The following is a 23,119-nucleotide window of genomic DNA, read 5'->3' on the forward strand; positions in this document are numbered from 1 at the left end:
GCTCCGCGTCCCAAAGGGCCGAACGCAGAGTGTCCGTTGAGGAATTCCCACGCGGAGCGTGGGAACAAGCCAACACCTGTGGGAGCAAAGCTTGCTCGCGATACAGGCGCCTCGGTCCCCCGGGAGACCGCGTCATCTTCATCGCGGGCAAGCCTTGCTCCCACATGTACGCAAATCTGCGACAATCGCCCCCTGCTCAAACCGACGACCCTTGCGTACCTGATGACTGACCAAGCCCCTGCTATCGACAAGCTGCTGAAAAACCTCGACCACGCCATGCTCGCCGACCGTCACCGGTTGCGGCGCCAGTTGCTCGAGCTGCGCAAGAAACCCGACGAGGCCAAGCTGGCCCAGTGGGTGACGCGCATGCAGGCGTCGTGCGATCAGGTGCTGGCGCGCAAGGCGAGCCTGCCGGTGATTCGCTACGACGATAATTTGCCGATTGCCGCCAAGCGCGACGAAATCAAGGACGCGCTGCTCAAGCACCAGGTGCTGATCATTGCCGGCGAAACCGGCTCGGGCAAAACCACGCAGTTGCCGAAGATCTGCCTGGAAATCGGTCGCGGCCAGCATGGCTTGATCGGCCACACCCAACCGCGGCGGATTGCCGCGCGCAGTGTGGCGAGCCGAGTGGCCGAGGAACTGGCCACGCCGTTGGGCGCGCTGGTGGGTTATCAGGTGCGGTTCGAGGACCAGAGCGACGCCAACACCCTGATCAAGCTGATGACCGACGGCATCCTGCTGGCCGAGACCCAGAACGACCGCTACCTCGAGCGCTACGACACGATCATCGTCGACGAAGCCCACGAACGCAGCCTGAACATCGACTTCCTGCTCGGCTACCTCAAGACCCTGCTGCCGCGCCGTCCGGACCTGAAAGTCATCATCACCTCGGCGACCATCGACCTGGAGCGCTTCTCCAAGCATTTCGATGACGCGCCGATCGTGGAAGTCTCGGGCCGCACCTTCCCGGTGGAAACCTGGTATCGCCCGCTGACCCTGGAGCAAGACGAGGAAGGCAACCGGGTCGAAGACGACTTGACCGTCGACCAGGCAATCCTCGCCACCCTCGACGAAATCGCCGCCTACGAGCGCAGCGAGCGGCGCAGCCCTGGGGACGTGCTGGTGTTCCTGCCGGGCGAGCGGGAAATTCGCGACGCGGCGGAGATGCTGCGCAAGGCCCAGCTCAAGCACACCGAGATTCTGCCGCTGTATGCGCGCCTGTCGCCGGCTGAACAGCAGCGGATCTTTCAGTCCCATCCGGGCCGTCGCGTGGTGCTGGCGACCAACGTCGCCGAAACCTCGCTGACCGTGCCGGGCATCCGCTACGTGATTGACAGCGGCACCGCGCGCATCAGCCGCTACAGCTATCGGGCCAAGGTCCAGCGCTTGCCCATCGAAGCCATTTCCCAGGCCAGCGCCAACCAGCGCAAGGGCCGCTGCGGGCGGGTCGAGCCGGGGATCTGCGTGCGGTTGTACAGCGAAGAAGATTTTCTTGGACGGCCGGAATTCACCGACCCGGAAATCCTGCGCACCAACTTGGCGGCGGTGATCCTGCAGATGCTGCACCTGCGTCTCGGCGAGATCACCGATTTCCCGTTCATCGAGCCGCCGGATGGCAAGGCCATCAGTGACGGTTTCAACCTGCTGCAAGAATTGTCGGCGGTGGACCGCAACAGCCAGTTGACCCCGCTCGGTCGCCAGTTGGCGCGCCTGCCGGTGGACCCGCGCATGGGCCGCATGCTGTTGGAAGCGGCGAAGCTGGGCAGTTTGCAGGAAGTGCTGATCGTCGCCAGCGCCATGTCGATCCAGGACCCGCGCGAGCGTCCGCCGGAGCGCCAACAGGCGGCGGACCAGGCCCACGCCCAGTGGAAGGACGCGGATTCGGACTTCGCCGGGCTGGTCAACCTGTGGCGCGGTTTCGAAGAGCAGCGCCAGGCCCTGACCGCCAGCCCGCTGCGCAACTGGTGCCGCAAGAACTTCCTCAATTACCTGCGCCTGCGCGAGTGGCGTGATTCCCATCGGCAGTTGAGCCTGATCTGCCGCGACATGCAGCTGAGCCTCAACAAAGAACCGGCCGACTTCCCGAAATTGCACAAGGCGGTGCTCTCGGGCCTGTTGAGCCAGATCGGCCAGAAAACCGAAGATGGCGACTACCTCGGTGCTCGCCAGCGGCGGTTCTGGGTCCACCCCTCGTCGGGCCTGGGCAAGAAGCGTCCGCAATGGCTGATGACCGCCGAGTTGGTGGAAACCACCAAGCTGTATGCGCGCATGGTCGCCAAGATCGAACCGGACTGGATCGAACCGCTGGCCGGGCACCTGATCAAGAAAAACCACTTCGAACCCCATTGGGAGAAGAAGCGCGGGCAGGTGGTGGCCTATGAGCAAATCACCCTGTTCGGGCTCATCGTCGTCGGTCGCCGGCCAGTGCATTACGGGCCGGTGGACCCGGTGGTCTCCCGTGAACTGTTCATCCGCGAGGCGTTGGTGCGCGGCGAGATCCAGTCCAGGGCCAAGTGCCTGAGTGCCAATACCAAACTGCTGGAACAACTCGACGAGCTGGAGGCCAAGGCCCGTCGCCGCGACATCCTGGCGGACGAGGATACCCTGTTTGCCTTCTACGACGCGCGCTTGCCGGCAGAGATCCACCAGACCGCGACGTTCGACAGCTGGTACCGGATCAACAGCCAGAAAGACCCGCAACTGCTGATCATGCGCGAAGAAGACGTGCTGGCCCGCGAAGCCAGTGAAGTCACCGCCGCGCATTACCCGGACACCTTGCGCGTCGGCGACCTGACCTTGCCGCTGAGTTATCACTTCGAGCCCAACCATCCCCGCGATGGCGTGACCCTGCGAGTGCCGGCGCCACTGCTGCCGATGCTGCCGCCGGAACGCCTGGAATGGCTGGTGCCGGGGGTGATCGAAGCCAAGTGCATCGCCCTGGTGCGCAACCTGCCCAAGGCCTTGCGCAAGAACTTCGTGCCGGTGCCGGATTTCGTCAAGGCGGCGCTGCAGCGCATCACCTTCGCCGAGGGCTCTTTGCCGCAGTCCCTGGGCCGTGAGCTGCTGCGCATGACCGGGGCGCGGGTCAGTGACGAAGCCTGGACCGAAGCGGCCCAGCAGGTGGAAAGCCACCTGCGCATGAACCTGGAAATCGTCGACGGCCAAGGCAAGTTCCTCGGCGAGGGTCGTGACCTGGCCGAGCTGACGGCGCGTTTTGCCGAAGCCAGCCAGGCCGCCCTGGCCGTACCGCAAACGGCGAAAAGCCAGGCACCGGTGGAGGCGAAGGTCTTCGCCCCGGTGGCCGAGAAAACCCAACAGAAGATCGCCGGGCTGTCGATGACGGTCTACCCGGCGCTGGTGGAAGAGGGCGGCGTGGTCAAGGAAGGGCGTTTCCCGACGCCGGCCGAAGCCGAGTTCCAGCATCGCCGCGCCTTGCAGCGCTTGTTGATGCAGCAATTGGCCGAGTCGGCCAAGTTCCTGCGCGGCAAGCTGCCGGGGCTGACGGAGCTGGGCCTGCTGTACCGCGACCTGGGCCGCATCGACAGCCTGGTGGAAGACATCCTGCTCGCCAGCCTCGACAGTTGTGTGCTTGAAGGCGAAGCGAGCCTGCCCCGTGACGGCGCCGCGCTGGCCACCCTGGCCGAGCGCAAGCGCGGCGGCTGGACCGAGCACGCCGAACGCCTGGCGAAGCTGACCCTGGACATCCTCAAGCTCTGGCATGGCCTGCAAAAACGCTTCAAGGGCAAGATCGACCTGGCCCAGGCCGTGGCGCTGAACGACATCAAGCAGCAACTCAGCCACCTGGTGTACCCGGGCTTCGTCCGCGAAACCCCACATCAATGGCTCAAGGAACTGCCGCGCTACCTCAAGGCCATCGAGCAACGCTTCGAGAAGCTCGGTAGCCAGGTGCAGAAGGACCGGGTCTGGAGCGGCGAGCTGTCGAACCTCTGGGCTCAATACCAGGCCCGCGCCAGCAAACATGCCCAGGAAGGCAAGCGCGATCCGCAACTGGAGCTGTACCGCTGGTGGCTGGAGGAATACCGGGTGTCGCTGTTCGCCCAGCAACTGGGGACCAAGGTGCCGATCTCGGACAAGCGCCTGGGCAAGCAGTGGGGGCAGGTGGAGGGTTGATGGCAAAACCCGTCAACTCCTGTGAAACCCCTGTGGGAGCGAGCTTGCTCGCGATAGCGGTGTATCAGTCAACATCAATGCTGGCTGAACCAGCGCTATCGCGAGCAAGCTCGCTCCCACAGGGTATGGTGTTGTAGTGAAGGGAGAATGGGCCAAACGCCAGCGTTTATGGCAAACTTCGCGGCTATAAATGCCGGTCCCGTGGTTTTGAGCTTCAATGCCCCGGGCGGATCGGAATAAAGCGATGCCAGGGCTGCTTCCCCGGATGGGAAAAGTCCCTTTGTGTATTGGTACGTCGGTGCCAATGCTTTCTGCCTGAACAGATCAGAGACACGACCATGCATAACGTCGTCATCAGCGGCACCGGCCTGTACACCCCGGCCAACAGCATCTCCAACGAAGAGCTGGTGCAATCTTTCAATACCTATGTCGCGCAATTCAACGCCGACAACGCCGACGCCATCGCGCGCGGTGAAGTCGAGGCCTTGACCGAATCCAACGCGGCGTTCATCGAAAAGGCCTCCGGCATCAAGAGCCGCTTTGTCATGGACAAGGACGGTATTCTCGATCCACAACGCATGACCCCACGCTTGCCCGAGCGCTCCAACGACGAGTGGTCGGTGCTGTGCGAAATGGCCATCGGTGCCGCGAAGCAGGCCCTGGAGCGCGCCGGCCGCACCGTCGCCGACATCGACGGGGTGATCGTCGCCTGTTCCAACCTGCAGCGCCCGTATCCGGCCATCGCCATCGAGGTCCAGGAAGCCCTGGGTATCGAAGGTTTCGGTTTCGACATGAACGTGGCCTGTTCCTCGGCCACTTTCGGCATCCAGGCAGCGGCCAACAGCGTGCAACTGGGCCAGGCCCGGGCGATCCTGATGGTCAACCCGGAAGTGTGCACCGGTCACCTGAACTTCCGCGATCGCGACAGCCACTTCATCTTCGGCGACGCGGCCACCGCCGTGATCATCGAGCGGGCGGACCTGGCGACTTCGCCGTACCAGTTCGACGTGGTCAGCACCAAGCTGCTGACCAAGTTCTCCAACAACATCCGCAACAACTTCGGCTTCCTCAACCGCGCCTCGCAAGAGGGCGCCGGTAGCCGCGACAAGTTGTTCGTCCAGGAAGGCCGCAAGGTGTTCCGCGACGTCTGCCCGATGGTGGCCGAGCTGATCGGCGCTCACCTGGAAGAAAACCAGCTGAACGTAGGCGAGGTGAAGCGCTTCTGGCTGCACCAGGCCAACCTGAGCATGAACCACTTGATCGTGCGCAAACTGCTGGGGCGCGAAGCCACCGAAGAGGAAGCACCGGTGATCCTCGACCGCTACGCCAACACCAGTTCGGCCGGTTCGGTGATTGCGTTCCACAAATACCAGGATGACCTGCCCAGCGGCTCGGTCGCCGTGCTCAGTTCGTTCGGCGCCGGTTATTCGATTGGCAGCGTGATTTTGCGCAAGCGTTGATCCACTTTAGCGGCCAGAGGATTTATTCCTGCTGGCCTATGGCCTATGGCTTGTGGAACCTGTGGGAGCAAAGCTTGCTCGCGATGCAGGCGCCTCGGTTTCCCGGAAGACCGCGTCACCTTCATCGCGGGCAAGCCTTGCTCCCACATAAGTCCCCGCCACAACCGCGATCTATCCAGCAATAGGGCATTGAATGACGGTCACCGATGACAGCCTCCTGCTCCAACGTCTCCTGGCCGGTGAGCAGCAGGCCTACAGGGAACTGGTCAGCGCCTACCAGAGCCCGATGCGCGCCGTGGCCTATGCCATCGTCGGCAGTCGCCATGTCGACGAAGTGGTGCAGGACGCGTGGCTGTCGGTGGTGCGCAATCTCAGTGGGTTCCAGGGGCGTTCCAGCCTCAAGACCTGGCTGCTGACCATCACCGCCAACGCCGCCAAGGGGCGCTACAAGCAGAACCGTCGGGAGGTGTTGCTCGACGATCTGCCGTCACCCCATGGCATCCTCGGCGATGATCGTTTCGCCGCCGATGGTCATTGGCTGCTGGCGCCGTTCGCCTGGCACCAGGACACGCCTGAGGCGCTGCTCACGATGGAGGAATTACGCGATTGCCTGGAGCACACATTGCTCAGCCTGTCGGAACTGCAAGGCAGCGTGCTGAACCTGCGGGAACGCCAGGGGCTGGAGCTGGAAGAAATCTGTAATCTTCTGGATATTTCGCTCTCCAATGTGCGAGTGCTGTTGCATCGCGCCCGGCTGAAAGTCTTCGCGACCGTTGAACATTTCGAGGAAACCGGCGAATGCTGACCTGCAAGGAACAAGTGGCGCGCTCCAGCGATTATCTCGACGGCCAGTTAAGTTTTCGTGAACGCCTGATGGTGCGTCATCACCTGATGTTCTGCCCCAACTGCCGGCGTTTTATCCGCCAGATGCGCCTGATGCAGGCGACCCTCAGGAAACTGCCGCAACCGCCGATCCCCGACCTGGATCACCTCGCCGAGAAACTCGCCGCCGAGCGCCGCAGAAACATCCGCTAAACCGCGATATACACCAACCCCCTGTGGGAGCGAGCAAGCTCGCTCCCACAGGTTCTCCATGGCTGGATTTGTTATTCCCATTCGAAGTAAAAAGTTCCGCTGTCATAAAATCTTTATGTGATAGCAACTCGCCTGACACAACCCATCGCCAAGATCCCCTCCCAACACCAGCGGGCCCAGTTCCGCGTGTTTTCTAACGCATAGACTACCAACAGGGGAATTCTTCGATGATCCGCAAGCACTTCGCAGGTGTTGCCGCCAGCGCACTGGCAATGGCAGTAACCGCCCAGGCTTTCGCCGGCACCGTCACTACCGATGGCGCCGATATCGTAGTCAAAACCAAGGGCGGCCTTGAGGTCGCTACCACTGACAAAGAGTTCAGCTTCAAGCTCGGTGGTCGTCTGCAGGCTGACTACAGCCAGTTCGATGGTATCTACACCGACAACGGTAAATCGGCCGACGCCGCTTACATCCGTCGCGCCTTCCTGGAACTGTCCGGCGTGCTGTACACGGATTGGGCCTACACCATCAACTACGACATGTCCCACAACAGTGGCGACTCCGATAACGGCTACTTCGACGAAGCGTCCCTGGCCTATAACGGCTTCAAGCCGGTCTCGATCAAGGTCGGTCGTTTTGACCCCGATTTCGGCCTGGAAAAAGCCACCAGCTCCAAGTGGGTGACTGCACCTGAGCGTAACGCCGCCTACGACCTGATCGACTGGGCCAACAGCCATCAGAACGGCCTGGGCATCCAGGCTTCCAGCACCTTCGCCGATTCGTTCTATGCCTCGGCTGGCGTGTTCAGCAAGGACACCGACGACACCGACGGCGACAGCGTCAAGCAAGTCAACGGTCGCTTTGTATTCGCACCGATGCACGAAGCCGGCAACGTGCTGCACTTCGGTTTGAACGTGGCCTCGCGTGACGTTTCGGACACCGCGTTCGACGCACGTTACCGCTCCCGCCTGGGCATGCGTGGCGTTGAAACCCTGGGTGGCAACGACGCCGGCCCTAACGGCAACCGTCCGGTCCTGGGCGGCGCCAACAACTCGCCGGCCGGTTCGTACGACACTGACACCGCCTTCGGCCTGGAAGCCGCTTTCGCCATGGGTCCTGCGTCGATCCAGGGTGAGTACATCTCCCGCAAGACCAAGGCTGACAGCGCCGCCTTCGAAGACATCAAAGGCCACGGCTTCTACGTCCAGGGTGCCTACACCCTCACCGGTGAATCCCGCGGCTATAAAGTCGGCAAGTTTGACGCGATCAAGCCTCAGAACAAATCCATCGGCGCCTGGGAAGTGTTCTACCGCTTCGACAGCATGACCGTCGAAGACGACAACATCACCACTGCCTCGGCGACTCGTGAAGTAGGCGATGCCGAAGCCAAGGTGCACAACCTGGGCGTGAACTGGTACGCCAACGAAGCGGTGAAAATCTCCGCTGCCTACATCAAGGCCAAGACCGACAAAGTCACCAACGCCAATGGCGACGACGATGGCGACGGTTTTGTGATGCGTGCCCAGTACGTGTTCTAAATCGCGTTGACTTGATACACCGCTCTGACTTCATCCGTTAAAGCGCTCCTTTGAACCCCGCCTCTGGCGGGGTTTTTTTATGTGCGCCCGGTCAGGATCGGCGATACTCGCTCCATCCGTCGTCTGGCTATCGAGGAATCGCATGCCGCTTCACGTCTTGGACAGCCTGTCCGCCATCGCGCCGCCCGAGTGGGACGCGCTGGTGCCCGCCAATCAACCGTTCCTGCGCCACGCCTTCCTGAGCACCCTGGAAGACAGTGCCAGCCTGGGCCCGCAATCCGGTTGGCAAGCCGAGCATTTGCTGCACATTGAAGACGGTCATCTGCTGGCGGCCTTGCCCAGTTACCGCAAGTGGCATTCCTACGGCGAATACGTGTTCGACCACGCCTGGGCCGACGCTTGCGCCCGCGCTGGCATCGACTATTACCCCAAGCTGTTGACGGCGGTGCCGTTCAGCCCGGTCAGTGGCCCGCGGTTGCTGGCGGCGCGCGGGGAAGATGGCCTGGAGCTGCTGGGCAGCTTGCCGGGGTACCTGGAGATCGAAGGGCTTTCCAGTGCCCACATCAACTTCACCGATGCCTTCACCGACGCGGCGCTTGCCGGGCAAGAAGGCTGGCTGCAGCGGATCGGCTGCCAGTATCACTGGCAGAATCGCGGTTATCGCGACTTCCAGGATTTTCTCGATGCGCTCAGTTCCCGCAAGCGCAAGCAGATGCGCAAGGAGCGTGAGCAAGTGGCGGGGCAGGGCATCGCGTTCGAATGGCTCGAAGGTCATCAGTTGGACGAGGCGCAGTGGGATTTTGTCTACGCCTGTTACGCCAACACCTACGCGATACGACGGCAGGCGCCTTACTTGACCCGAGCGTTTTTCAGCCTGCTGGCCGAACGCATGCCCGAGGCCATTCGCGTGGTGCTGGCCAAGCAAGGTTCGCGGCCGGTGGCGATGGCGTTCAGCCTGGTGGGTGGCGACAGTTTCTACGGACGTTATTGGGGCTGTCTGGCGGAGTTCGACCGCCTGCACTTCGAGACCTGTTTCTATCAAGGCATGGACTACGCGATTGCCCATGGCTTGCAGCGTTTTGACGCCGGTGCCCAGGGTGAGCACAAATTGATTCGCGGGTTCGAGCCGGTGATTACCCGCTCATGGCATTACCTGCGCCACCCTGGTTTGAAAGCGGCGGTCGAAGATTTTCTCGCCCGGGAACAGGAGGGTGTGCTGGCGTATGCCGAAGAGGCGAAAACAGCACTGCCTTATCGGCAGTGCTGATTTTCGCGGGTGTGACTCAGCGGTTTTCCTGGCCCAGCCAGCGGTACGAGACACCGCCGATGACGGCACCCAGCAGCGGCGCTACCCAGAACAGCCACAGTTGCTCGATGGCCCAGCCACCGACAATCAGCGCCGGACCGGTACTGCGGGCCGGGTTGACGGACGTGTTGGTGACCGGAATCGAGATCAGGTGAATGAGCGTCAGGGCCAGGCCGATGGCAATCGGTGCCAGCCCGGCGGGCGCGCGTTTATCGGTGGCGCCGAGGATGATCAGGATGAACATTGCCGTCATGACCAGCTCGGTGACAAAACCGGTCGCCATCGAATACCCACCCGGCGAATGCTCGCCATAACCGTTCGCTGCCAGGCCGGACGCGGCCAGGTCAAAGCCTTCCTTGCCGCTGGCGATGAAGTAGATCAATGCGGCGGCCAGTACACCCCCTATGACTTGGGCAACGATGTAGGCAGGCAACTCCCTGGCCGGAAACCGCCCGCCCACGTACAAGCCCACCGACACCGCCGGGTTCAGGTGGCAACCCGAGATATGCCCGATGGCGAATGCCATGGTCAACACCGTCAGGCCGAACGCCAGGGCAACCCCCAGCACGCCAATCCCGGAGGCGGCCAATACCGCGCTGCCGCAGCCGCCCAATACCAGCCAGAACGTACCCAACAACTCAGTCGTTGAACGTTTGAGTAAAGACATAAGCTTCCTTGATAAAACAGTCGTGATAATCGGTTATGCATCCAGCAGTATTACGACAGGTTCATCTCCAGAACCTGGGCTGAGTACAGCAGAGTGCTGCAACAAATCCAGCGACAAAAAAACCGCCAGCGTCATGGACGGTGGCGGTTTTGGCCGTGGTCGAGGGGGAGTATGTCGTTGCGGTGCGGGCTAAATGGATCCTGGACAGAATTTTTCAGAATGGCGCTCGGACACTGGGCTGTGGGAGCAAAGCTTGCTCGCGATGCAGGCGCCTCGGGCCATCCGGGAGACCGCGTTATCTTCATCGCGGGCAAGTCTTGCTCCCACACGATCCCACACCACCTGTCTGTAGAAGCTCAGTCGATCCCCACAAACCCCCCGGTCTGATGCTGCCACAATCGGGCATACAACCCGCCATGGGCCAGCAGTTCGGCATGGCTGCCGGTTTCGGCGATGCGGCCATTCTCCAGCACCACCAATCGGTCCATCCGGGCGATGGTGGAGAGGCGGTGGGCGATGGCGATCACGGTCTTGCCTTGCATCAAGGTCTCGAGGCTTTCCTGGATCGCCGCCTCGACTTCCGAGTCCAGCGCTGACGTCGCTTCGTCCATGATCAGGATCGGCGCGTCCTTGAGCAGTACCCGCGCGATAGCGATGCGCTGGCGCTGGCCGCCGGACAGTTTCACGCCGCGCTCACCCACATGGGCATCGAAGCCGGTGCGGCCTTCGGCGTCCGACAGCAGTGGGATGAACTCATCGGCCCGGGCCTTGCGCACGGCTTCCCAGAGTTGCGCATCGGTGGCGTCGGGTTTGCCGTAGAGCAGGTTCTCGCGAATCGAACGATGCAGCAGCGACGTGTCCTGGGTGATCATGCCGATGCGTTCGCGCAGGCTTTCCTGGCCGACTTCGGCGATGTCCTGGCCATCGATGAGAATGCGCCCGCCTTGCACGTCATAGAGGCGCAGCAGCAGGTTGACCAAGGTGGATTTACCCGCGCCGGACGGGCCGATCAGGCCGATTTTCTCGCCGGGCTTGATGGTCAGGTTGAGGTCGCCGATCACGCCACTTTTCTTGCCATAGTGGAAATCCACGTGCTCGAAACGCACCTCGCCCCGGGCCACGGCCAGAGGCTTGGCCTGATCGCGGTCGGTGACACTGACCGGCTGGGCGATGGTCTGCAAACCATCCTGGACCATGCCGATGTTTTCGAAGATGCCGGTGACGACCCACATGATCCAGCCGGACATGTTGACGATGCGTATCACCAGCCCGGTGGCCAACGCGATGGCGCCGACGCTGATCAGCGACTGGGTCCAGAGCCACAATGCCAGCGCGGTGGTGCCGACGATCAGCAGCCCGTTCATGCTGGTGATGACCAGGTCCATGCTGGTCACGACCCGGCCAGCCAACTGGGCTTTTTCGGTCTGCTCCTGGATGGCTTCGCGGGCGTATTGCTGTTCGAAATTGGTATGGGCGAACAGCTTGAGGGTGGTGATGTTGGTGTAGCCATCGACGATCCGCCCCATCAGTTTGGAGCGGGCATCGGACGACACCACCGAGCGCTCCTTGACCCGTGGCACGAAATAGCAGAGTGCGCCGATGTAGGCGGCAATCCACATCAGCAGCGGGATCATCAGGCGCCAGTCGGCTTCGGCGAACAGCACCAGGGAACTGACGGCGTAGATCAGCACGTGCCACAGGGCATCCACGGCCTGAACCGCCGAGTCACGCAGGGAGTTGCCGGTCTGCATGATGCGCTGGGCGATGCGCCCGGCGAAGTCGTTCTGGAAGAAATTCAGGCTCTGCTTGAGCACGTAGCTGTGGTTCTGCCAGCGAATCAGGCTGGTCATGCTGGGGCTCAGGGTCTGGTGCACGAGCAGGTCATGCAGGGCCACGAAGATCGGCCGGAAGATCAGCGCCACCACGGCCATCCAGGCCAGCTCCAGGCCATGGACCTTGAAGAAGTCCACATTGGGCGTGCCCTGGGTCAGGTCGATGATGCGGCTCAGGTAGCTGAACAGCGCCACTTCGATCAGGGCGCCGATCAGGCCGACCACCAGCAGTACGGCGAAGCTGGGCCAGACCTGTTTCAGGTAATAGGTGTAGAAGGGCAGGACGCGGTTCGGTGGGGCCGAGGTCGGGGCGTCGCGGAAGATATCGATCAGTGTTTCGAAACGGCGATAAACCATCAGTCAATGCCCTGGCAAGGGCTCTCCTTTTTGCTATGGGCGGCGGGGGATCACCGCGCCACCCAGGCTTGCCGTGTGCCTCTTCAGTCGACGCGCTTGGCCGACTTGATGAGCACAGGGTCGATCGGCACGTTTTGCATGCCTTGTTTGGTCGTGGTCTGGGAGTTGACGATGATGTCCACTACGTCCATGCCCTTGACCACTTTGGCGAACACCGCGTAACCGGCGTCACGGCCCGGGTCGAGGAACGCGTTGTCGGCCACGTTGATGAAGAACTGGCTGGTGGCCGAGTCCGGGTTGGAGGTGCGCGCCATCGACAAGGTGCCGCGAACGTTGTGCAGGCCATTGCTGGCTTCGTTCTTGATCGGTGCCTTGGTGTCTTTTTGCTGCATCTGTTGGGTAAAGCCGCCGCCCTGGGCCATGAAGCCCGGGATCACGCGGTGAAAAATCGTGTTGTTGTAGAAGCCGCTGTCTACGTACTCAAGGAAGTTCTTGGTACTGATGGGGGCCTTGACCGGGTCCAGTTCGATTTCGATCTGGCCGTTGGTGGTGTCCAGTAATACATGCGGTGCCTTGGCGGGTGTCGCAGCCATCAGGTTGGCGGCAAACAGTACGGTGCCGGCGGCAAGGGCGATTTTTTTCAGCATGGGGTCAGTGATCCTGAGTGGTGGAATCGGTTGCGGTCAAAAAGTCGAGCAGGGTTTGGTTGAAGCGTTCGGATTGATCCAGCGGGGTAGCGTGCCGTGAATCGGCGATGACCACCAGCCGTGCGTCGGGCAGCAGTTTTACATAGGCTTCTTTCAGCGCCACCGGGGTGTAGTCGTGGTCGGCGCAGATGACGAGGGTTGGACAGGCAACCTGCGAAAGTCGTTCCTGAACGCCCCAGCCTACGATCGCATCGAAGCTGGCGAGATAAGCACGTTTGTCGTTCTTTGCCCAGCGCCGGGCCATTTCCAGGCGTAACTCGGTTTGTTCGGGCTTGGGGAACAACTTGGCGCCGAGGGCCTTGCCGATGGTTTCCAGGCTGAGCAGGCGCATCAGGCTCCAGCGCTTGAACCATTGCCAGCAATCGTCGGGCGTGCGGACTTTGACTTCGGGCGCGCTGTTGACGATGCACAGGCTCTTGAGCCGTCCGGGGTCATCCACTGCCAGTTGAAAACAGATCATGCCGCCCATGGACCAGCCCACCAGATGCACCGGGCCCAGGCCCAGGTGTTCGATCAGGGCGCTCAGGTCGGCGCTGAAACCTTCGATGCTGTAGCGCCCGCGCGGCTTGTCGGAGCGGCCGTGGCCGCGCACATCCACCACGATCAGGTGATAGTGGGTGGACAGCACCGGGATCTGTTTTTCCCAATCCTGGGTACTGGAACCCAGCCCGTGGACCAATACCAAGGGCGTGCCGTGGCCGTATTCCTCGTAGTGCAGGTTGCAACCTTCGTGCTCGAAATAGGCCATCGGTGAACTCCTTGTCAGGCTTGTTCAGGGGCTGCGAACGGCGCATCCAGTGGCGCGGTGTCGAAGGTGCGCAGCAGTTCGATCAGGATCTGCGTGGCCGGGCCCAGGGGTTTTTCCTTGTTCGAATACAGATAGAAGCTCGGGTTGCGGCTGCCGCCCTGATCCAAGGGTAGCTGTTTAAGCGTGCCTTCCTTGAGTTCCCGCTCAATCATGTGCCGGGGCAGCCAGGCGAAGCCCAGGCCGCTGCCTACGAAGGTCGCGGCGGTGGCCAGGCTGCCGACGGTCCAGCGCTGCTCGGCGCCGAGCCAACCCACGTCGCGAGGTTGCTGGCGTCCGGAGTCGCGGATCACCACTTGCAACTGGCTCTCCAGATCCTGGAACGTCAGCTCGCGGTTGAGGCGATGCAGGGCGTGTTCGGGATGGGCCACCGCGACGAATTCAACGTCGCTCAATTCTGCCCCCAGATAGCCAGGAATGCTGAAGCTGCTGATGGCCAGGTCGGCCACGCCTTCGAGCAGCACTTCTTCGACACCCGACAACACTTCTTCGCGCAGCCGCACCCGGCAGCCACGGCTTTGTGGCATGAACGCCGTCAAGGCGCGAACGAGGCGGGCGTTGGGGTAGGCCGCGTCGACCACCAGGCGCACTTCCGCTTCCCAGCCTTGCTCCATGTGGTGGGCCAGGTCTTCCAGTTGGCTGGCCTGTTTCACCAGTTGCCGGGAACGGCGCAGCAGTACGCCGCCGGCCTCGGTCAGCACGGCCTTGCGACCATCGATGCGCAGCAACGGTACGCCGAGCTGATCCTGCATGCGGGCCACGGTGTAGCTCACTGACGACTGGGAGCGATGCAGCACTTCAGCGGCCTGGGCGAAGCCACCGTGGTCGACCACGGCCTGCAAGGTGCGCCATTGATCAAGGGTCACGCGGGGCGCTTTCATGTCGAGCTCCTCTTGTCCTAAGCTGGCAGTCCCTTGGTGGAGACTGCCGAATGAAGAAAATCTGTTGTGTGGTGCTGGCCTTGCTGCCACTGACTGCGTTTGCCTACCCGATCGATGTGGAAAAACACCTCAACGGCCTGAGCATCGACTACAACGCCTATGACACCGATGCCGATATCGGTTCCATCCAGGTCAACAACTACGGCAGCACCGACGCGGCTTGTACCGTGGTCTTCAGCAATGGCCCTGAAGCACCTCGCACCCGCAAGATCGAAGTCGCCGCCGGCAAGTTCAAGAACGCCACGGCCAAGTTCAACCGCAACATCATCAAGCTGCGCATCAAGCTGACCTGTCAGCCGAAATAGCCCTGCAGTGGGGCAGGCAATATTGCTTGCTCCGCTTATAAACGAATTTATCGATGCTTTACAGCAGTTATTTGCGCTTTTTCATCGATATGCTCGCGTTTAATCTTCACTCCATCGACTGACAACATTCTCAGATGGAGCCTACAAGCCATGTCCCGCGTTCTGATCATCGAAAGCAGTGCCCGCCAGCAAGACTCGGTGTCCCGTCAACTGACCCAGACCTTTATCAGCCAGTGGAAAGCGGCGCACCCGGCCGACGAAATCAGCGTTCGCGACCTGGCCATCAATCCGGTGCCGCATCTGGATGCCAATCTGCTGGGGGGCTGGATGAAGCCGGCCGAGCAGCGCAGCGACGTTGAAAACGCCTCGCTGGAACGCTCCAACCAACTGACCGATGAACTGCTGGCCGCCGACGTACTGGTGATGGCTGCGCCGATGTACAACTTCGCCATCCCCAGCACCCTGAAAGCCTGGCTCGACCACGTGCTGCGTGCCGGCGTGACGTTCAAATACACCCCCACCGGTCCTCAAGGCCTGCTGGCCGACAAGCGCGCTTTCGTGCTCACCGCCCGTGGTGGCATTCACGCTGGCGGCAGCTCTGACCATCAAGAACCCTACCTGCGCCAGGTGATGGGCTTCATCGGGATCCACGACGTGACCTTCATCCATGCCGAGGGCATGAACCTGGGCGGCGACTTCCAGGAGAAAGGCCTGAATCAGGCCAACGCCAAACTGGCGCAGGTCGCCTGATCCGTTAATCCTCGGATAATCGCCAGGTGGTCTAGTGACTTGGCGCTTCCCTTCAAACCGTTTTGCGCATCGAACCTCCCTTTGCACTTATTGCTCCTGAGTGCATCAGCCCGATTGAACGCGTTAGCGAGATCGGGCTTTTTTTTGGGGAAATGGAAACAACGATCCTTTAAGATGAGCGGCCCTTAAAGCCTTGAGGGGTGGAAGATGTGCAGGCCCAGGCTTCTCCCGGATTTGGCAAGTCTCTCGATGCCTGCTGTGGTAATTTATGCGCGCAATTACAGTAGGGAGACTGTGATATGTTCAAAGTCAGACGGAAAACATGGGCTTTATTCCTGGCCTATCTCATAGGGGCAAGTGGCTATATCTACTACCTCTATGTCGAGACGCAAAGCGTCCTCACTGACAACATCAATAATAAATTGCTGCATGCCGCGCTGGGCGCTTCAGCCATCCTCGGCGACCGTTACCATGACAACCTGGTCGATAAACAATCCAAATCGCAAGCGCAGGACTGGGATACCATCCAGCGGCTTTCCGGCTTCAACGAGTCCATGGGTACTGCTTTTGTCTATAGCGTGATCAAGCGAGATGCAAAGGCCTACCTGATCAGTTCCAGTGCATCGAAAAAAGAAATTCAAGAGAAGAATTTCGTGCGTTTTTTCGACCCTTATCCCGATGCCAGCCAGACTTTACTCGATAGTTTTAAGCGCACCGAGCCAACCTGGATCGACTATTCGGATCATTGGGGTGATTTTCGCGCGGTCTTTGTCCCGTTAAAATCACAAGACGGTACGGTGTATGTTGTCGGGGCGGAAATTACCTTGGCGGACTACTACCAACAACTTAATCATGACTCCCTTTACCACATCATCCTGGCCATCCTGGTATTTCTCGCTCTCCTCCTTTTGCGCATGCGCACTCATCTGCAGCAATTGCGGGTCAATGAGCAGGTATTGAATCAGGCGAAAAATGCCGCCGAGGACGCTGATCGTTCAAAAACCAGCTTTCTGGCAACCATGAGTCATGAAATTCGCACCCCGATGTACGGTGTCATTGGTGCGACCGAATTACTGGCCCGGTCTGCCCTGGATCCCGAGCAACGCCGTCTTCTTACAACGATTCATTCCAGTGGACGGACCCTGCTGTCTCTTATCGATAACATTCTCGACCTTGCCAAGATCGAAGCAGGCAAACTTGAATTGAAACCTCGTGTTTTCGAAGTGAGAGCACTGGTTTCATCCTGTATGGAACTAATCCGACAAAATATCCAGGACAAACCCATCGTGCTGGAGGCGCAGTTTTCCCCGGACGTACCGCCTTTGGTCAAAACCGATATGGATTGCCTTCGCCAGATATTGATCAACTTGCTGGGCAATGCGGGCAAATTTACCGAAGTCGGAAAAATATCGCTCCTGGTCACCACCAGCGGCTACGGCTCCCAAGCGTGGCTCGACTTCTCCATACGCGATACCGGCATCGGTATCCCCACGGAACAGCAAGACAATCTGTTCAAGCCCTTTGCCCAGTTCAAAGGGCCGGCCAGTCAACGCTTCACTGGGAGTGGGTTGGGTCTTTCCATCTGTAAGAACCTGCTTGAGGCGCAGCAGGGGACTTTATCGTTCACCAGCGAGCCTGGTGTCGGCTCGACATTCTCCTTCTCTCTCCCCCTGGCGCTTTTTTCAGTCTCGGAAATACCCATCAAGGATGATCATGCGGCGGTTGGCTTCGACTCGTCTTTTGCCGAGGATTATCCGCTCGATATCCTTCTGGTGGAGAACCATCCGGTGAGCCAGAAAGTGGCCATGGCGATGCTACAAGAGTTGGGTTATGCACCCGACCTTGCGTCAGATGGCCTGGAGGCGGTCAATCGTTGCATGGCTTCGATGCCAGCGATCATTCTGATGGATATCAACATGCCCGTGATGGATGGGATGGAGGCTGTGCGTAGGATCCGCGAATTGCCCCAGGGTGATACTTGCTACATCGTCGCATTCACCGCGAGTGTTTTTTCCCGCGAGATAGAGCGTTTCAGGGCTGCTGGTGCCGATGACATCTTGACCAAACCGGCAAACTTCCAGGCGCTGACCCGAGTGCTTCAGCGTGCCGCCAGCCATCGGCACCAGCCTCAGGCCACTTCTTGGGTCGTGGATGAAATTCCAAGTTAGCGGGGAATCTGTGGGGGCGAGCTTGCTGGCGATGGCGGTGGGTCAGAAATACAGAGGCTGACTGACACTCCGCCATCGCCAGCAAGCTCGCTCCCACCGTTCAAAACCGCTATCTTCGCCGCCATTCGAAACGAGGGGCGGTATGGGCTATCTACTTTTTGTGACATTGATCCAGGCGTTTTCCTTCAGCCTGATCGGCGAGTACCTGGCCGGGCATGTGGACAGTTATTTCGCGGTACTGGTGCGGGTGTTGCTGGCCGGGCTGGTGTTCATTCCGCTGACGCGCTGGCGCCAGGTGGAGCCGGTGTTCATGCGCGGCATGTTGTTGATCGGCGCCTTGCAGTTCGGCGTGACCTACGTCTGCCTGTACCTGAGCTTTCGAGTGCTGACGGTGCCCGAGGTGCTGCTTTTCACCATCCTGACGCCCCTGCACGTGACCTTGATCGAAGACGCGCTGAACCGTCGCTTCAATCCCTGGGCGCTGATTGCGGCGCTGGTGGCCGTGGCCGGTGCGGCGGTGATTCGCTACGACCGGATCAACCCGGATTTCTTCATGGGCTTCTTGCTGCTGCAACTGGCCAACTTCACTTATGCGGCTGGTCAGGTGCTCTACAAACACCTGGTGGCCCGCCACCCGAGCGACCTGCCGCATTACCGGCGCTTCGGTTATTTCTATCTTGGTGCGCTGATGGTGGCGTTGCCGGCTTTCCTGCTGTTCGGCAAGACCAACTTCTGGCCTGAAGCGCCGCTGCAATGGGGCGTGCTGGTGTTCCTCGGCCTGGTCTCCACCGCGTTGGGGCTGTACTGGTGGAACAAGGGCGCGTGCCTGGTCAATGGCGGTACGCTGGCGGTGATGAACAACCTGCATGTGCCGGTGGGGCTACTGGTGAACCTGCTGATCTGGAACCAGCACGAGGCACTGGGGCGGTTGCTGCTGGGTGGGTCGGTGATATTGGCGGCGGTGTGGATCAGCCGGTTGGGGGTACGCCAACCTCAGCCTTCGCCCTGAACACTGTGGGAGCGAGCTTGCTCGCGATAGCGGAGTATCAGTCAGCATTTATGTTTCTGACACACCGCTATCGCGAGCAAGCTCGCTCCCACAGGGGAATAGGGGTTGGCTTTAGACCACCTGCTTCTGCGGCTCCGGCAGGTGGCTCGCCCCCAGCACCGCCGGCAGCAGCCCCGAACGCAGGTCCGTGCCGCTCGGCTGCTGGTACAGGTTCAACCCGAACTCCGGCATCACCGCCAGCAGGTAATCGAAAATATCCCCCTGGATACGTTCGTAGTCGGTCCACGCTGTGGTGCGGGTGAAGCAGTAGATTTCCAGCGGGATGCCCTGGGCGGTGGTCTGCAACTGCCGGACCATGCAGGTCATGTTCGGCTGGATCTCTGCGTGGCTTTTCAAATACGCCAATGCATAAGCGCGGAAGGTGCCCAGGTTGGTCATCCGCCGACGGTTGGCCGACATCGCCGCGACGTTGCCCTGGGCCTCGTTCCAGGCCTTGAGTTCGGCCTGCTTGCGGCCGATGTAGTCGGTCAGCAGGCGCACCTGGGTCAGGCGCTGTTCTTCCTCGTCGTGCAGGAATCGCACGCCGCTGGCGTCGATGAACAGGCTGCGCTTGATCCGCCGCCCGCCGGACTGCTGCATGCCGCGCCAGTTCTTGAACGACTCGGACATCAGGCGCCATGTGGGGATCGAGACGATGGTCTTGTCGAAGTTCTGCACCTTGACCGTGTGCAGTGTGATGTCCACCACATCACCGTCGGCGCCGACCTGGGGCATCTCGATCCAGTCGCCGACCCGCAGCATGTCGTTGCTGGTCAATTGCACGCTGGCGACGAACGACAGCAGGGTGTCCTTGTAGACCAACAGGATTACCGCCGACATCGCACCCAGGCCCGACAACAGCAACAGCGGCGAGCGGTCGATCAGGGTGGCAACGATGATGATCGCGCCAAACACATACAGCACCATCTTCGTCAGTTGCACGTAGCCTTTGATCGAGCGGGTACGTGCATGCTCGGTGCGGGCGTAGACATCCAGCATGGCGCTGAGCAGGGCACTGAGGCTCAGCACCATGAACAGGATGGTGAAAGCCAGGGCGACATTGCCCAGGAAAATCATGCTGGTCTTGCTCAGCTCCGGCACCAGGTGCAGGCCGAACTGGATGATCAGCGACGGCGTCATCTGCGCCAGGCGATGAAAGACCTTGTTCTGGCGCAGGTCATTGACCCAGTTCAAGGCCGGTTGGCGCCCCAGCAACTTGGCAGCGTGCAGGATCAGGTAGCGCGCCACACGGCCAAGCACCAGGGCGATGACCAGCAGCAACATCAGGGCTAGGCTGGAATGCAGGATCGGGTGCTGGTCAAGGGCACCCCAGAGGTCTTGGAGGTTGACCCAGAGTTGTTTGATGTCCATGGACGAAACGGTTCTTCTATAAAGACGCGACGGTGCGATTAGAGCATTTAAGCCCGGTCAAGTGACCGTTGATGCAATAACGGCTGATAAAAATGCACTGATTTACCGCCGTTTGTATAAAGAAACTCGGCCTTCGCGCTCGAAACCGTTACCCTATGCAGCTGTTTTTTTGCATTTCTTCGAGGTAGCACCCGTGTTTTCCCAATTCGCCCTGCACGAACGCCTGCTCAAAGCCGTGGCCGAGCTTAAATTTGTCGAGCCAACGCCGGTGCAGGCAGCGGCTATTCCGCTCGCGCTCCAGGGGCGTGACCTGCGGGTGACGGCGCAAACCGGCAGCGGCAAGACCGCCGCGTTCGTGCTGCCGATCCTCAACCGCCTGATCGGCCCAGCCAAGGTCCGCGTCAGCATCAAGACCCTGATCCTGCTGCCAACCCGTGAACTGGCCCAGCAGACCTTGAAGGAAGTGGAGCGCTTCTCGCAGTTCACCTTCATCAAGTCCGGCCTGATCACCGGCGGCGAAGACTTCAAGGTCCAGGCCGCCATGTTGCGCAAGGTGCCGGACATTCTGATCGGCACCCCAGGGCGGATGATCGAGCAGTTGAACGCTGGCAACCTCGACCTCAAGGAAGTCGAAGTGCTGGTGCTGGACGAAGCCGACCGCATGCTGGACATGGGCTTTGCCGAGGACGTGCAGCGTCTGGTGGACGAATGCACAAACCGTCAGCAGACCATGCTGTTCTCCGCCACCACCGGCGGCTCGGGCCTGCGCGAGATGATCGCCAAGGTGCTGAACAACCCTGAGCACTTGCAGCTCAACGCGGTCAGCCAGCTGAACTCCACCACCCGCCAGCAGATCATCACCGCGGACCACAACCAGCATAAAGAGCAGATCGTCAACTGGTTGCTGGCCAACGAGACCTACGAAAAAGCCATTGTGTTCACCAACACCCGGGCCATGGCCGACCGCATCTACGGTCGCCTGGTCGCCCAGGAATACAAGGCTTTCGTACTGCACGGCGAGAAAGACCAGAAGGACCGCAAGCTGGCCATCGACCGCCTCAAGCAGGGCGGCGTGAAGATCCTCGTCGCCACCGACGTCGCCGCTCGCGGCCTGGACGTGGAAGGCCTGGACATGGTCATCAATTTCGACATGCCCCGCAGCGGCGATGAATACGTGCACCGCATCGGTCGGACCGGTCGTGCCGGCAACGACGGCCTGGCGATCTCGCTGATCTGCCACGGCGACTGGAACCTGATGTCGAGCATCGAGCGCTACCTCAAGCAGAGCTTCGAGCGTCGCACTATCAAGGAAGTCAAAGGCACGTACGGCGGACCGAAAAAGGTCAAGGCGTCGGGCAAGGCCGTTGGTGTGAAGAAGAAAAAGGTCGACGCCAAGGGCGACAAGAAGAAGGCCGGCGCGAAGGCCCCGACCAAACGCAAGACCGCCAACCGCCCGAAGACCGACGCCCCGTCGCTGGTCAGCAAGGACGGCATGGCCCCACTCAAGCGCCGCAAGCCAGAGGCGCCGGCGGCTGAGTGAGTCGGCGTTAGCGTTGTATGAAAAAACCGGACCTTGGGTCCGGTTTTTTTATGGGTGAGTACTCAAACTCAAGTCCAGCGCAGGGCCCCTGTGGCGATGGGCATTTGTGGGAGCAAAGCTTGCTCGCGACACAGGCGCCTCGATTTCTGAAAGACCGCATCGCCTTCATCGCGGGCAAACCTTGCTCCCACAAATAACCTCGCCACAAAAGCGGGTTGGGCTCGGCTGTGGCTAATCATCCCGCTTTCTTCTCCGCGTTCTTCAGCTCTTCCAGGCGCTTATCAATCAGCTGGCACTTATCCGGCACATCCTTGCTGGCAGTCTCCAGGTCCATGGCCTGCAACTCATCGTTGATTTCCTTGGCCTTGGCCGGGTTCTGTTCGGTGAGTTTGGTCACTTCATTTGCCAGTTGTTCGCGCTTGGCAGTCGCTTCCTCAGGCGTACAAGTGGCCCAGGCGGGCAGGGCGCAGGTGAGGGTGGCGGCGAGGGTGAGTTTCAAGAGGGTTTTCATGGCAGGGCCTCAGATTCCTTGTTGGGCAGGTAATGGGTTGAGGCTGGGGTTGGGGGGAAAGTTCATTTGCGGGCCTGTGGCCTGCCAATCCCCCGCCCCCCTGGTTTCAGATGAATGGTTCCCGCAATAGCTTCAAAGCCCCCATCCATTTAGTTGACGCCAAAATGATGGCTCTTTAGTATCGCGCCACTATTTTGATGTCATTTTTCTCGAGGGATCGAACATGTCCTCACCCGCCTTTTGGGCGAGGTTGTGCGTGGCTTTGCTGTGCCTTTCTCCGCTGACCCTGGCTCACGCCGCCCCCACGCCTGGCGACACGGATCTGATTCGCGAGCGCCAGAACCGTTTGCTCGAAGAGCAGCGCCGGCGCCTGGAGGAACTCAAGGACTTGCCCGGCAAGGAGGCGAAGCCGAGCCAGCCGACCGCACCGGCCGATACCCGTTGCTTCCCTATCAAGACCATCGAGCTCAAGGGCGCCGACAGTCTTTCCGCCGGCGAGCGCGAGCGCCTGCTCAAACCCTACATCGGCCAATGCCTGGGCGTGCCGCAGCTTAACGAACTGCTCAAAGTCATCACCGACCTTTACATCGAAAAAGGCCTGGTCACCAGTCGTGCCTATCTGCCGCAACAGGACCTGTCCGGCG

General features: G+C 60.7%; 19 protein-coding genes. 12 read left to right on the plus strand and 7 right to left on the minus strand.

Translation table 11 applies throughout. The annotated features are described in order from the left end of the window. Window positions 1-222 precede the first annotated feature (222 nt). The 6 genes from hrpA to KGA89_RS04660 all read left to right on the plus strand — a co-directional run bounded on the left by hrpA (window position 223) and on the right by KGA89_RS04660 (window position 9,434). Window positions 223-4,134, plus strand: coding sequence for an ATP-dependent RNA helicase HrpA (gene hrpA, locus KGA89_RS04635; RefSeq protein ID WP_223470742.1), 3,912 nt, complete (start codon window positions 223-225; stop codon window positions 4,132-4,134). 338 nt (window positions 4,135-4,472) lie between these two features. Beyond that, window positions 4,473-5,594 carry a beta-ketoacyl-ACP synthase III gene (locus KGA89_RS04640; protein ID WP_223470743.1) on the plus strand — a complete coding sequence of 374 codons (1,122 nt, stop codon included), beginning with the start codon at window positions 4,473-4,475 and terminating at the stop codon, window positions 5,592-5,594. A 193-nt stretch (window positions 5,595-5,787) separates the two neighbouring features. Continuing rightward, window positions 5,788-6,399: an RNA polymerase sigma factor gene (locus KGA89_RS04645; RefSeq protein WP_223470744.1), complete on the plus strand. Its 612-nt coding sequence runs from the start codon at window positions 5,788-5,790 to the stop codon at window positions 6,397-6,399. Next, the gene (locus KGA89_RS04650) at window positions 6,393-6,629 is read left to right on the plus strand and encodes an anti-sigma factor family protein (RefSeq protein ID WP_003198910.1); all 237 of its coding nucleotides are present in this window, start codon (window positions 6,393-6,395) and stop codon (window positions 6,627-6,629) included. The genes KGA89_RS04645 and KGA89_RS04650 overlap by 7 nt, the downstream gene beginning before the upstream one ends. Window positions 6,630-6,856: 227 nt before the next feature. Beyond that, window positions 6,857-8,167: an OprO/OprP family phosphate-selective porin gene (locus KGA89_RS04655; protein ID WP_003198912.1), complete on the plus strand. Its 1,311-nt coding sequence runs from the start codon at window positions 6,857-6,859 to the stop codon at window positions 8,165-8,167. A gap of 142 nt (window positions 8,168-8,309) precedes the next feature. Then, a complete protein-coding gene (locus KGA89_RS04660; RefSeq protein WP_003198914.1) occupies window positions 8,310-9,434 on the plus strand; it encodes a GNAT family N-acetyltransferase in 1,125 nt (374 codons plus the stop codon). Between the two features lie 16 nt (window positions 9,435-9,450). Here the strand turns inward: KGA89_RS04660 and aqpZ are convergent, their stop codons facing one another. The 5 genes from aqpZ to KGA89_RS04685 all read right to left on the minus strand — a co-directional run bounded on the left by aqpZ (window position 9,451) and on the right by KGA89_RS04685 (window position 14,722). Beyond that, complete coding sequence (gene aqpZ, locus KGA89_RS04665) at window positions 9,451-10,140, minus strand: aquaporin Z (protein WP_028236988.1); 690 nt, start codon at window positions 10,138-10,140, stop codon at window positions 9,451-9,453. A gap of 356 nt (window positions 10,141-10,496) precedes the next feature. Further along, complete coding sequence (locus tag KGA89_RS04670; RefSeq protein WP_003198918.1) at window positions 10,497-12,329, minus strand: ABC transporter ATP-binding protein; 1,833 nt, start codon at window positions 12,327-12,329, stop codon at window positions 10,497-10,499. A gap of 83 nt (window positions 12,330-12,412) precedes the next feature. After that, window positions 12,413-12,976: a peptidylprolyl isomerase A gene (locus KGA89_RS04675; RefSeq protein WP_003198920.1), complete on the minus strand. Its 564-nt coding sequence runs from the start codon at window positions 12,974-12,976 to the stop codon at window positions 12,413-12,415. Between the two features lie 4 nt (window positions 12,977-12,980). Beyond that, the gene (locus KGA89_RS04680; protein WP_223470745.1) at window positions 12,981-13,784 is read right to left on the minus strand and encodes an alpha/beta fold hydrolase; all 804 of its coding nucleotides are present in this window, start codon (window positions 13,782-13,784) and stop codon (window positions 12,981-12,983) included. A gap of 14 nt (window positions 13,785-13,798) precedes the next feature. Further along, window positions 13,799-14,722: a LysR family transcriptional regulator gene (locus KGA89_RS04685; RefSeq protein ID WP_003198924.1), complete on the minus strand. Its 924-nt coding sequence runs from the start codon at window positions 14,720-14,722 to the stop codon at window positions 13,799-13,801. Window positions 14,723-14,772: 50 nt separating this feature from the next. Here KGA89_RS04685 and KGA89_RS04690 point away from each other — a divergent pair, with 50 nt between their 5' ends. The 4 genes from KGA89_RS04690 to KGA89_RS04705 all read left to right on the plus strand — a co-directional run bounded on the left by KGA89_RS04690 (window position 14,773) and on the right by KGA89_RS04705 (window position 19,014). After that, the gene (locus KGA89_RS04690) at window positions 14,773-15,087 is read left to right on the plus strand and encodes a hypothetical protein (protein WP_003198925.1); all 315 of its coding nucleotides are present in this window, start codon (window positions 14,773-14,775) and stop codon (window positions 15,085-15,087) included. A gap of 150 nt (window positions 15,088-15,237) precedes the next feature. After that, window positions 15,238-15,837: an FMN-dependent NADH-azoreductase gene (locus KGA89_RS04695; protein WP_003198927.1), complete on the plus strand. Its 600-nt coding sequence runs from the start codon at window positions 15,238-15,240 to the stop codon at window positions 15,835-15,837. A 299-nt stretch (window positions 15,838-16,136) separates the two neighbouring features. Next, on the plus strand, window positions 16,137-18,005 hold the full coding sequence (locus KGA89_RS04700) for an ATP-binding protein (protein WP_223470746.1): 1,869 nt from the start codon (window positions 16,137-16,139) through the stop codon (window positions 18,003-18,005). Between the two features lie 142 nt (window positions 18,006-18,147). Beyond that, complete coding sequence (locus KGA89_RS04705) at window positions 18,148-19,014, plus strand: carboxylate/amino acid/amine transporter (protein ID WP_223470748.1); 867 nt, start codon at window positions 18,148-18,150, stop codon at window positions 19,012-19,014. A gap of 111 nt (window positions 19,015-19,125) precedes the next feature. On the opposite strand, the gene KGA89_RS04710 is transcribed toward KGA89_RS04705, so the two are convergent. Then, window positions 19,126-20,424 (minus strand): mechanosensitive ion channel family protein, encoded by a 1,299-nt coding sequence (locus KGA89_RS04710; protein WP_069971078.1) that lies wholly within the window; start codon window positions 20,422-20,424, stop codon window positions 19,126-19,128. Window positions 20,425-20,617: 193 nt separating this feature from the next. Between KGA89_RS04710 and KGA89_RS04715 the strand changes: the two genes are divergently transcribed. After that, complete coding sequence (locus tag KGA89_RS04715) at window positions 20,618-21,964, plus strand: DEAD/DEAH box helicase (protein ID WP_003198936.1); 1,347 nt, start codon at window positions 20,618-20,620, stop codon at window positions 21,962-21,964. Window positions 21,965-22,199: 235 nt separating this feature from the next. Here KGA89_RS04715 and KGA89_RS04720 read toward each other — a convergent pair whose 3' ends face one another. Continuing rightward, window positions 22,200-22,475, minus strand: a complete 276-nt coding sequence (locus KGA89_RS04720; protein ID WP_223470750.1) for a hypothetical protein — start codon at window positions 22,473-22,475, stop codon at window positions 22,200-22,202. 223 nt (window positions 22,476-22,698) lie between these two features. Between KGA89_RS04720 and KGA89_RS04725 the strand changes: the two genes are divergently transcribed. Beyond that, window positions 22,699-23,119, plus strand: a 421-nt coding sequence (locus KGA89_RS04725) for a POTRA domain-containing protein (protein ID WP_317846399.1), incomplete at its 3' end; no start/stop codon positions are given.

The sequence above is a fragment of the Pseudomonas sp. A-RE-22 genome, assembly GCF_019956035.1.
GTDB lineage: Bacteria > Pseudomonadota > Gammaproteobacteria > Pseudomonadales > Pseudomonadaceae > Aquipseudomonas > Aquipseudomonas brassicacearum.

What these genes read in the sequence shown, in the direction of transcription:
- hrpA (WP_223470742.1), top strand. Translation starts at nt 223, where the DNA reads ATGACTGACCAAGCCCCTGCTATCGACAAGCTGCTGAAAAACCTCGAC.
- KGA89_RS04640 (WP_223470743.1), top strand. Translation starts at nt 4,473, where the DNA reads ATGCATAACGTCGTCATCAGCGGCACCGGCCTGTACACCCCGGCCAAC.
- KGA89_RS04645 (WP_223470744.1), top strand. Translation starts at nt 5,788, where the DNA reads ATGACGGTCACCGATGACAGCCTCCTGCTCCAACGTCTCCTGGCCGGT.
- KGA89_RS04650 (WP_003198910.1), top strand. Translation starts at nt 6,393, where the DNA reads ATGCTGACCTGCAAGGAACAAGTGGCGCGCTCCAGCGATTATCTCGAC.
- KGA89_RS04655 (WP_003198912.1), top strand. Translation starts at nt 6,857, where the DNA reads ATGATCCGCAAGCACTTCGCAGGTGTTGCCGCCAGCGCACTGGCAATG.
- KGA89_RS04660 (WP_003198914.1), top strand. Translation starts at nt 8,310, where the DNA reads ATGCCGCTTCACGTCTTGGACAGCCTGTCCGCCATCGCGCCGCCCGAG.
- aqpZ (WP_028236988.1), bottom strand. Translation starts at nt 10,140, where the DNA reads ATGTCTTTACTCAAACGTTCAACGACTGAGTTGTTGGGTACGTTCTGG.
- KGA89_RS04670 (WP_003198918.1), bottom strand. Translation starts at nt 12,329, where the DNA reads ATGGTTTATCGCCGTTTCGAAACACTGATCGATATCTTCCGCGACGCC.
- KGA89_RS04675 (WP_003198920.1), bottom strand. Translation starts at nt 12,976, where the DNA reads ATGCTGAAAAAAATCGCCCTTGCCGCCGGCACCGTACTGTTTGCCGCC.
- KGA89_RS04680 (WP_223470745.1), bottom strand. Translation starts at nt 13,784, where the DNA reads ATGGCCTATTTCGAGCACGAAGGTTGCAACCTGCACTACGAGGAATAC.
- KGA89_RS04685 (WP_003198924.1), bottom strand. Translation starts at nt 14,722, where the DNA reads ATGAAAGCGCCCCGCGTGACCCTTGATCAATGGCGCACCTTGCAGGCC.
- KGA89_RS04690 (WP_003198925.1), top strand. Translation starts at nt 14,773, where the DNA reads ATGAAGAAAATCTGTTGTGTGGTGCTGGCCTTGCTGCCACTGACTGCG.
- KGA89_RS04695 (WP_003198927.1), top strand. Translation starts at nt 15,238, where the DNA reads ATGTCCCGCGTTCTGATCATCGAAAGCAGTGCCCGCCAGCAAGACTCG.
- KGA89_RS04700 (WP_223470746.1), top strand. Translation starts at nt 16,137, where the DNA reads ATGTTCAAAGTCAGACGGAAAACATGGGCTTTATTCCTGGCCTATCTC.
- KGA89_RS04705 (WP_223470748.1), top strand. Translation starts at nt 18,148, where the DNA reads ATGGGCTATCTACTTTTTGTGACATTGATCCAGGCGTTTTCCTTCAGC.
- KGA89_RS04710 (WP_069971078.1), bottom strand. Translation starts at nt 20,424, where the DNA reads ATGGACATCAAACAACTCTGGGTCAACCTCCAAGACCTCTGGGGTGCC.
- KGA89_RS04720 (WP_223470750.1), bottom strand. Translation starts at nt 22,475, where the DNA reads ATGAAAACCCTCTTGAAACTCACCCTCGCCGCCACCCTCACCTGCGCC.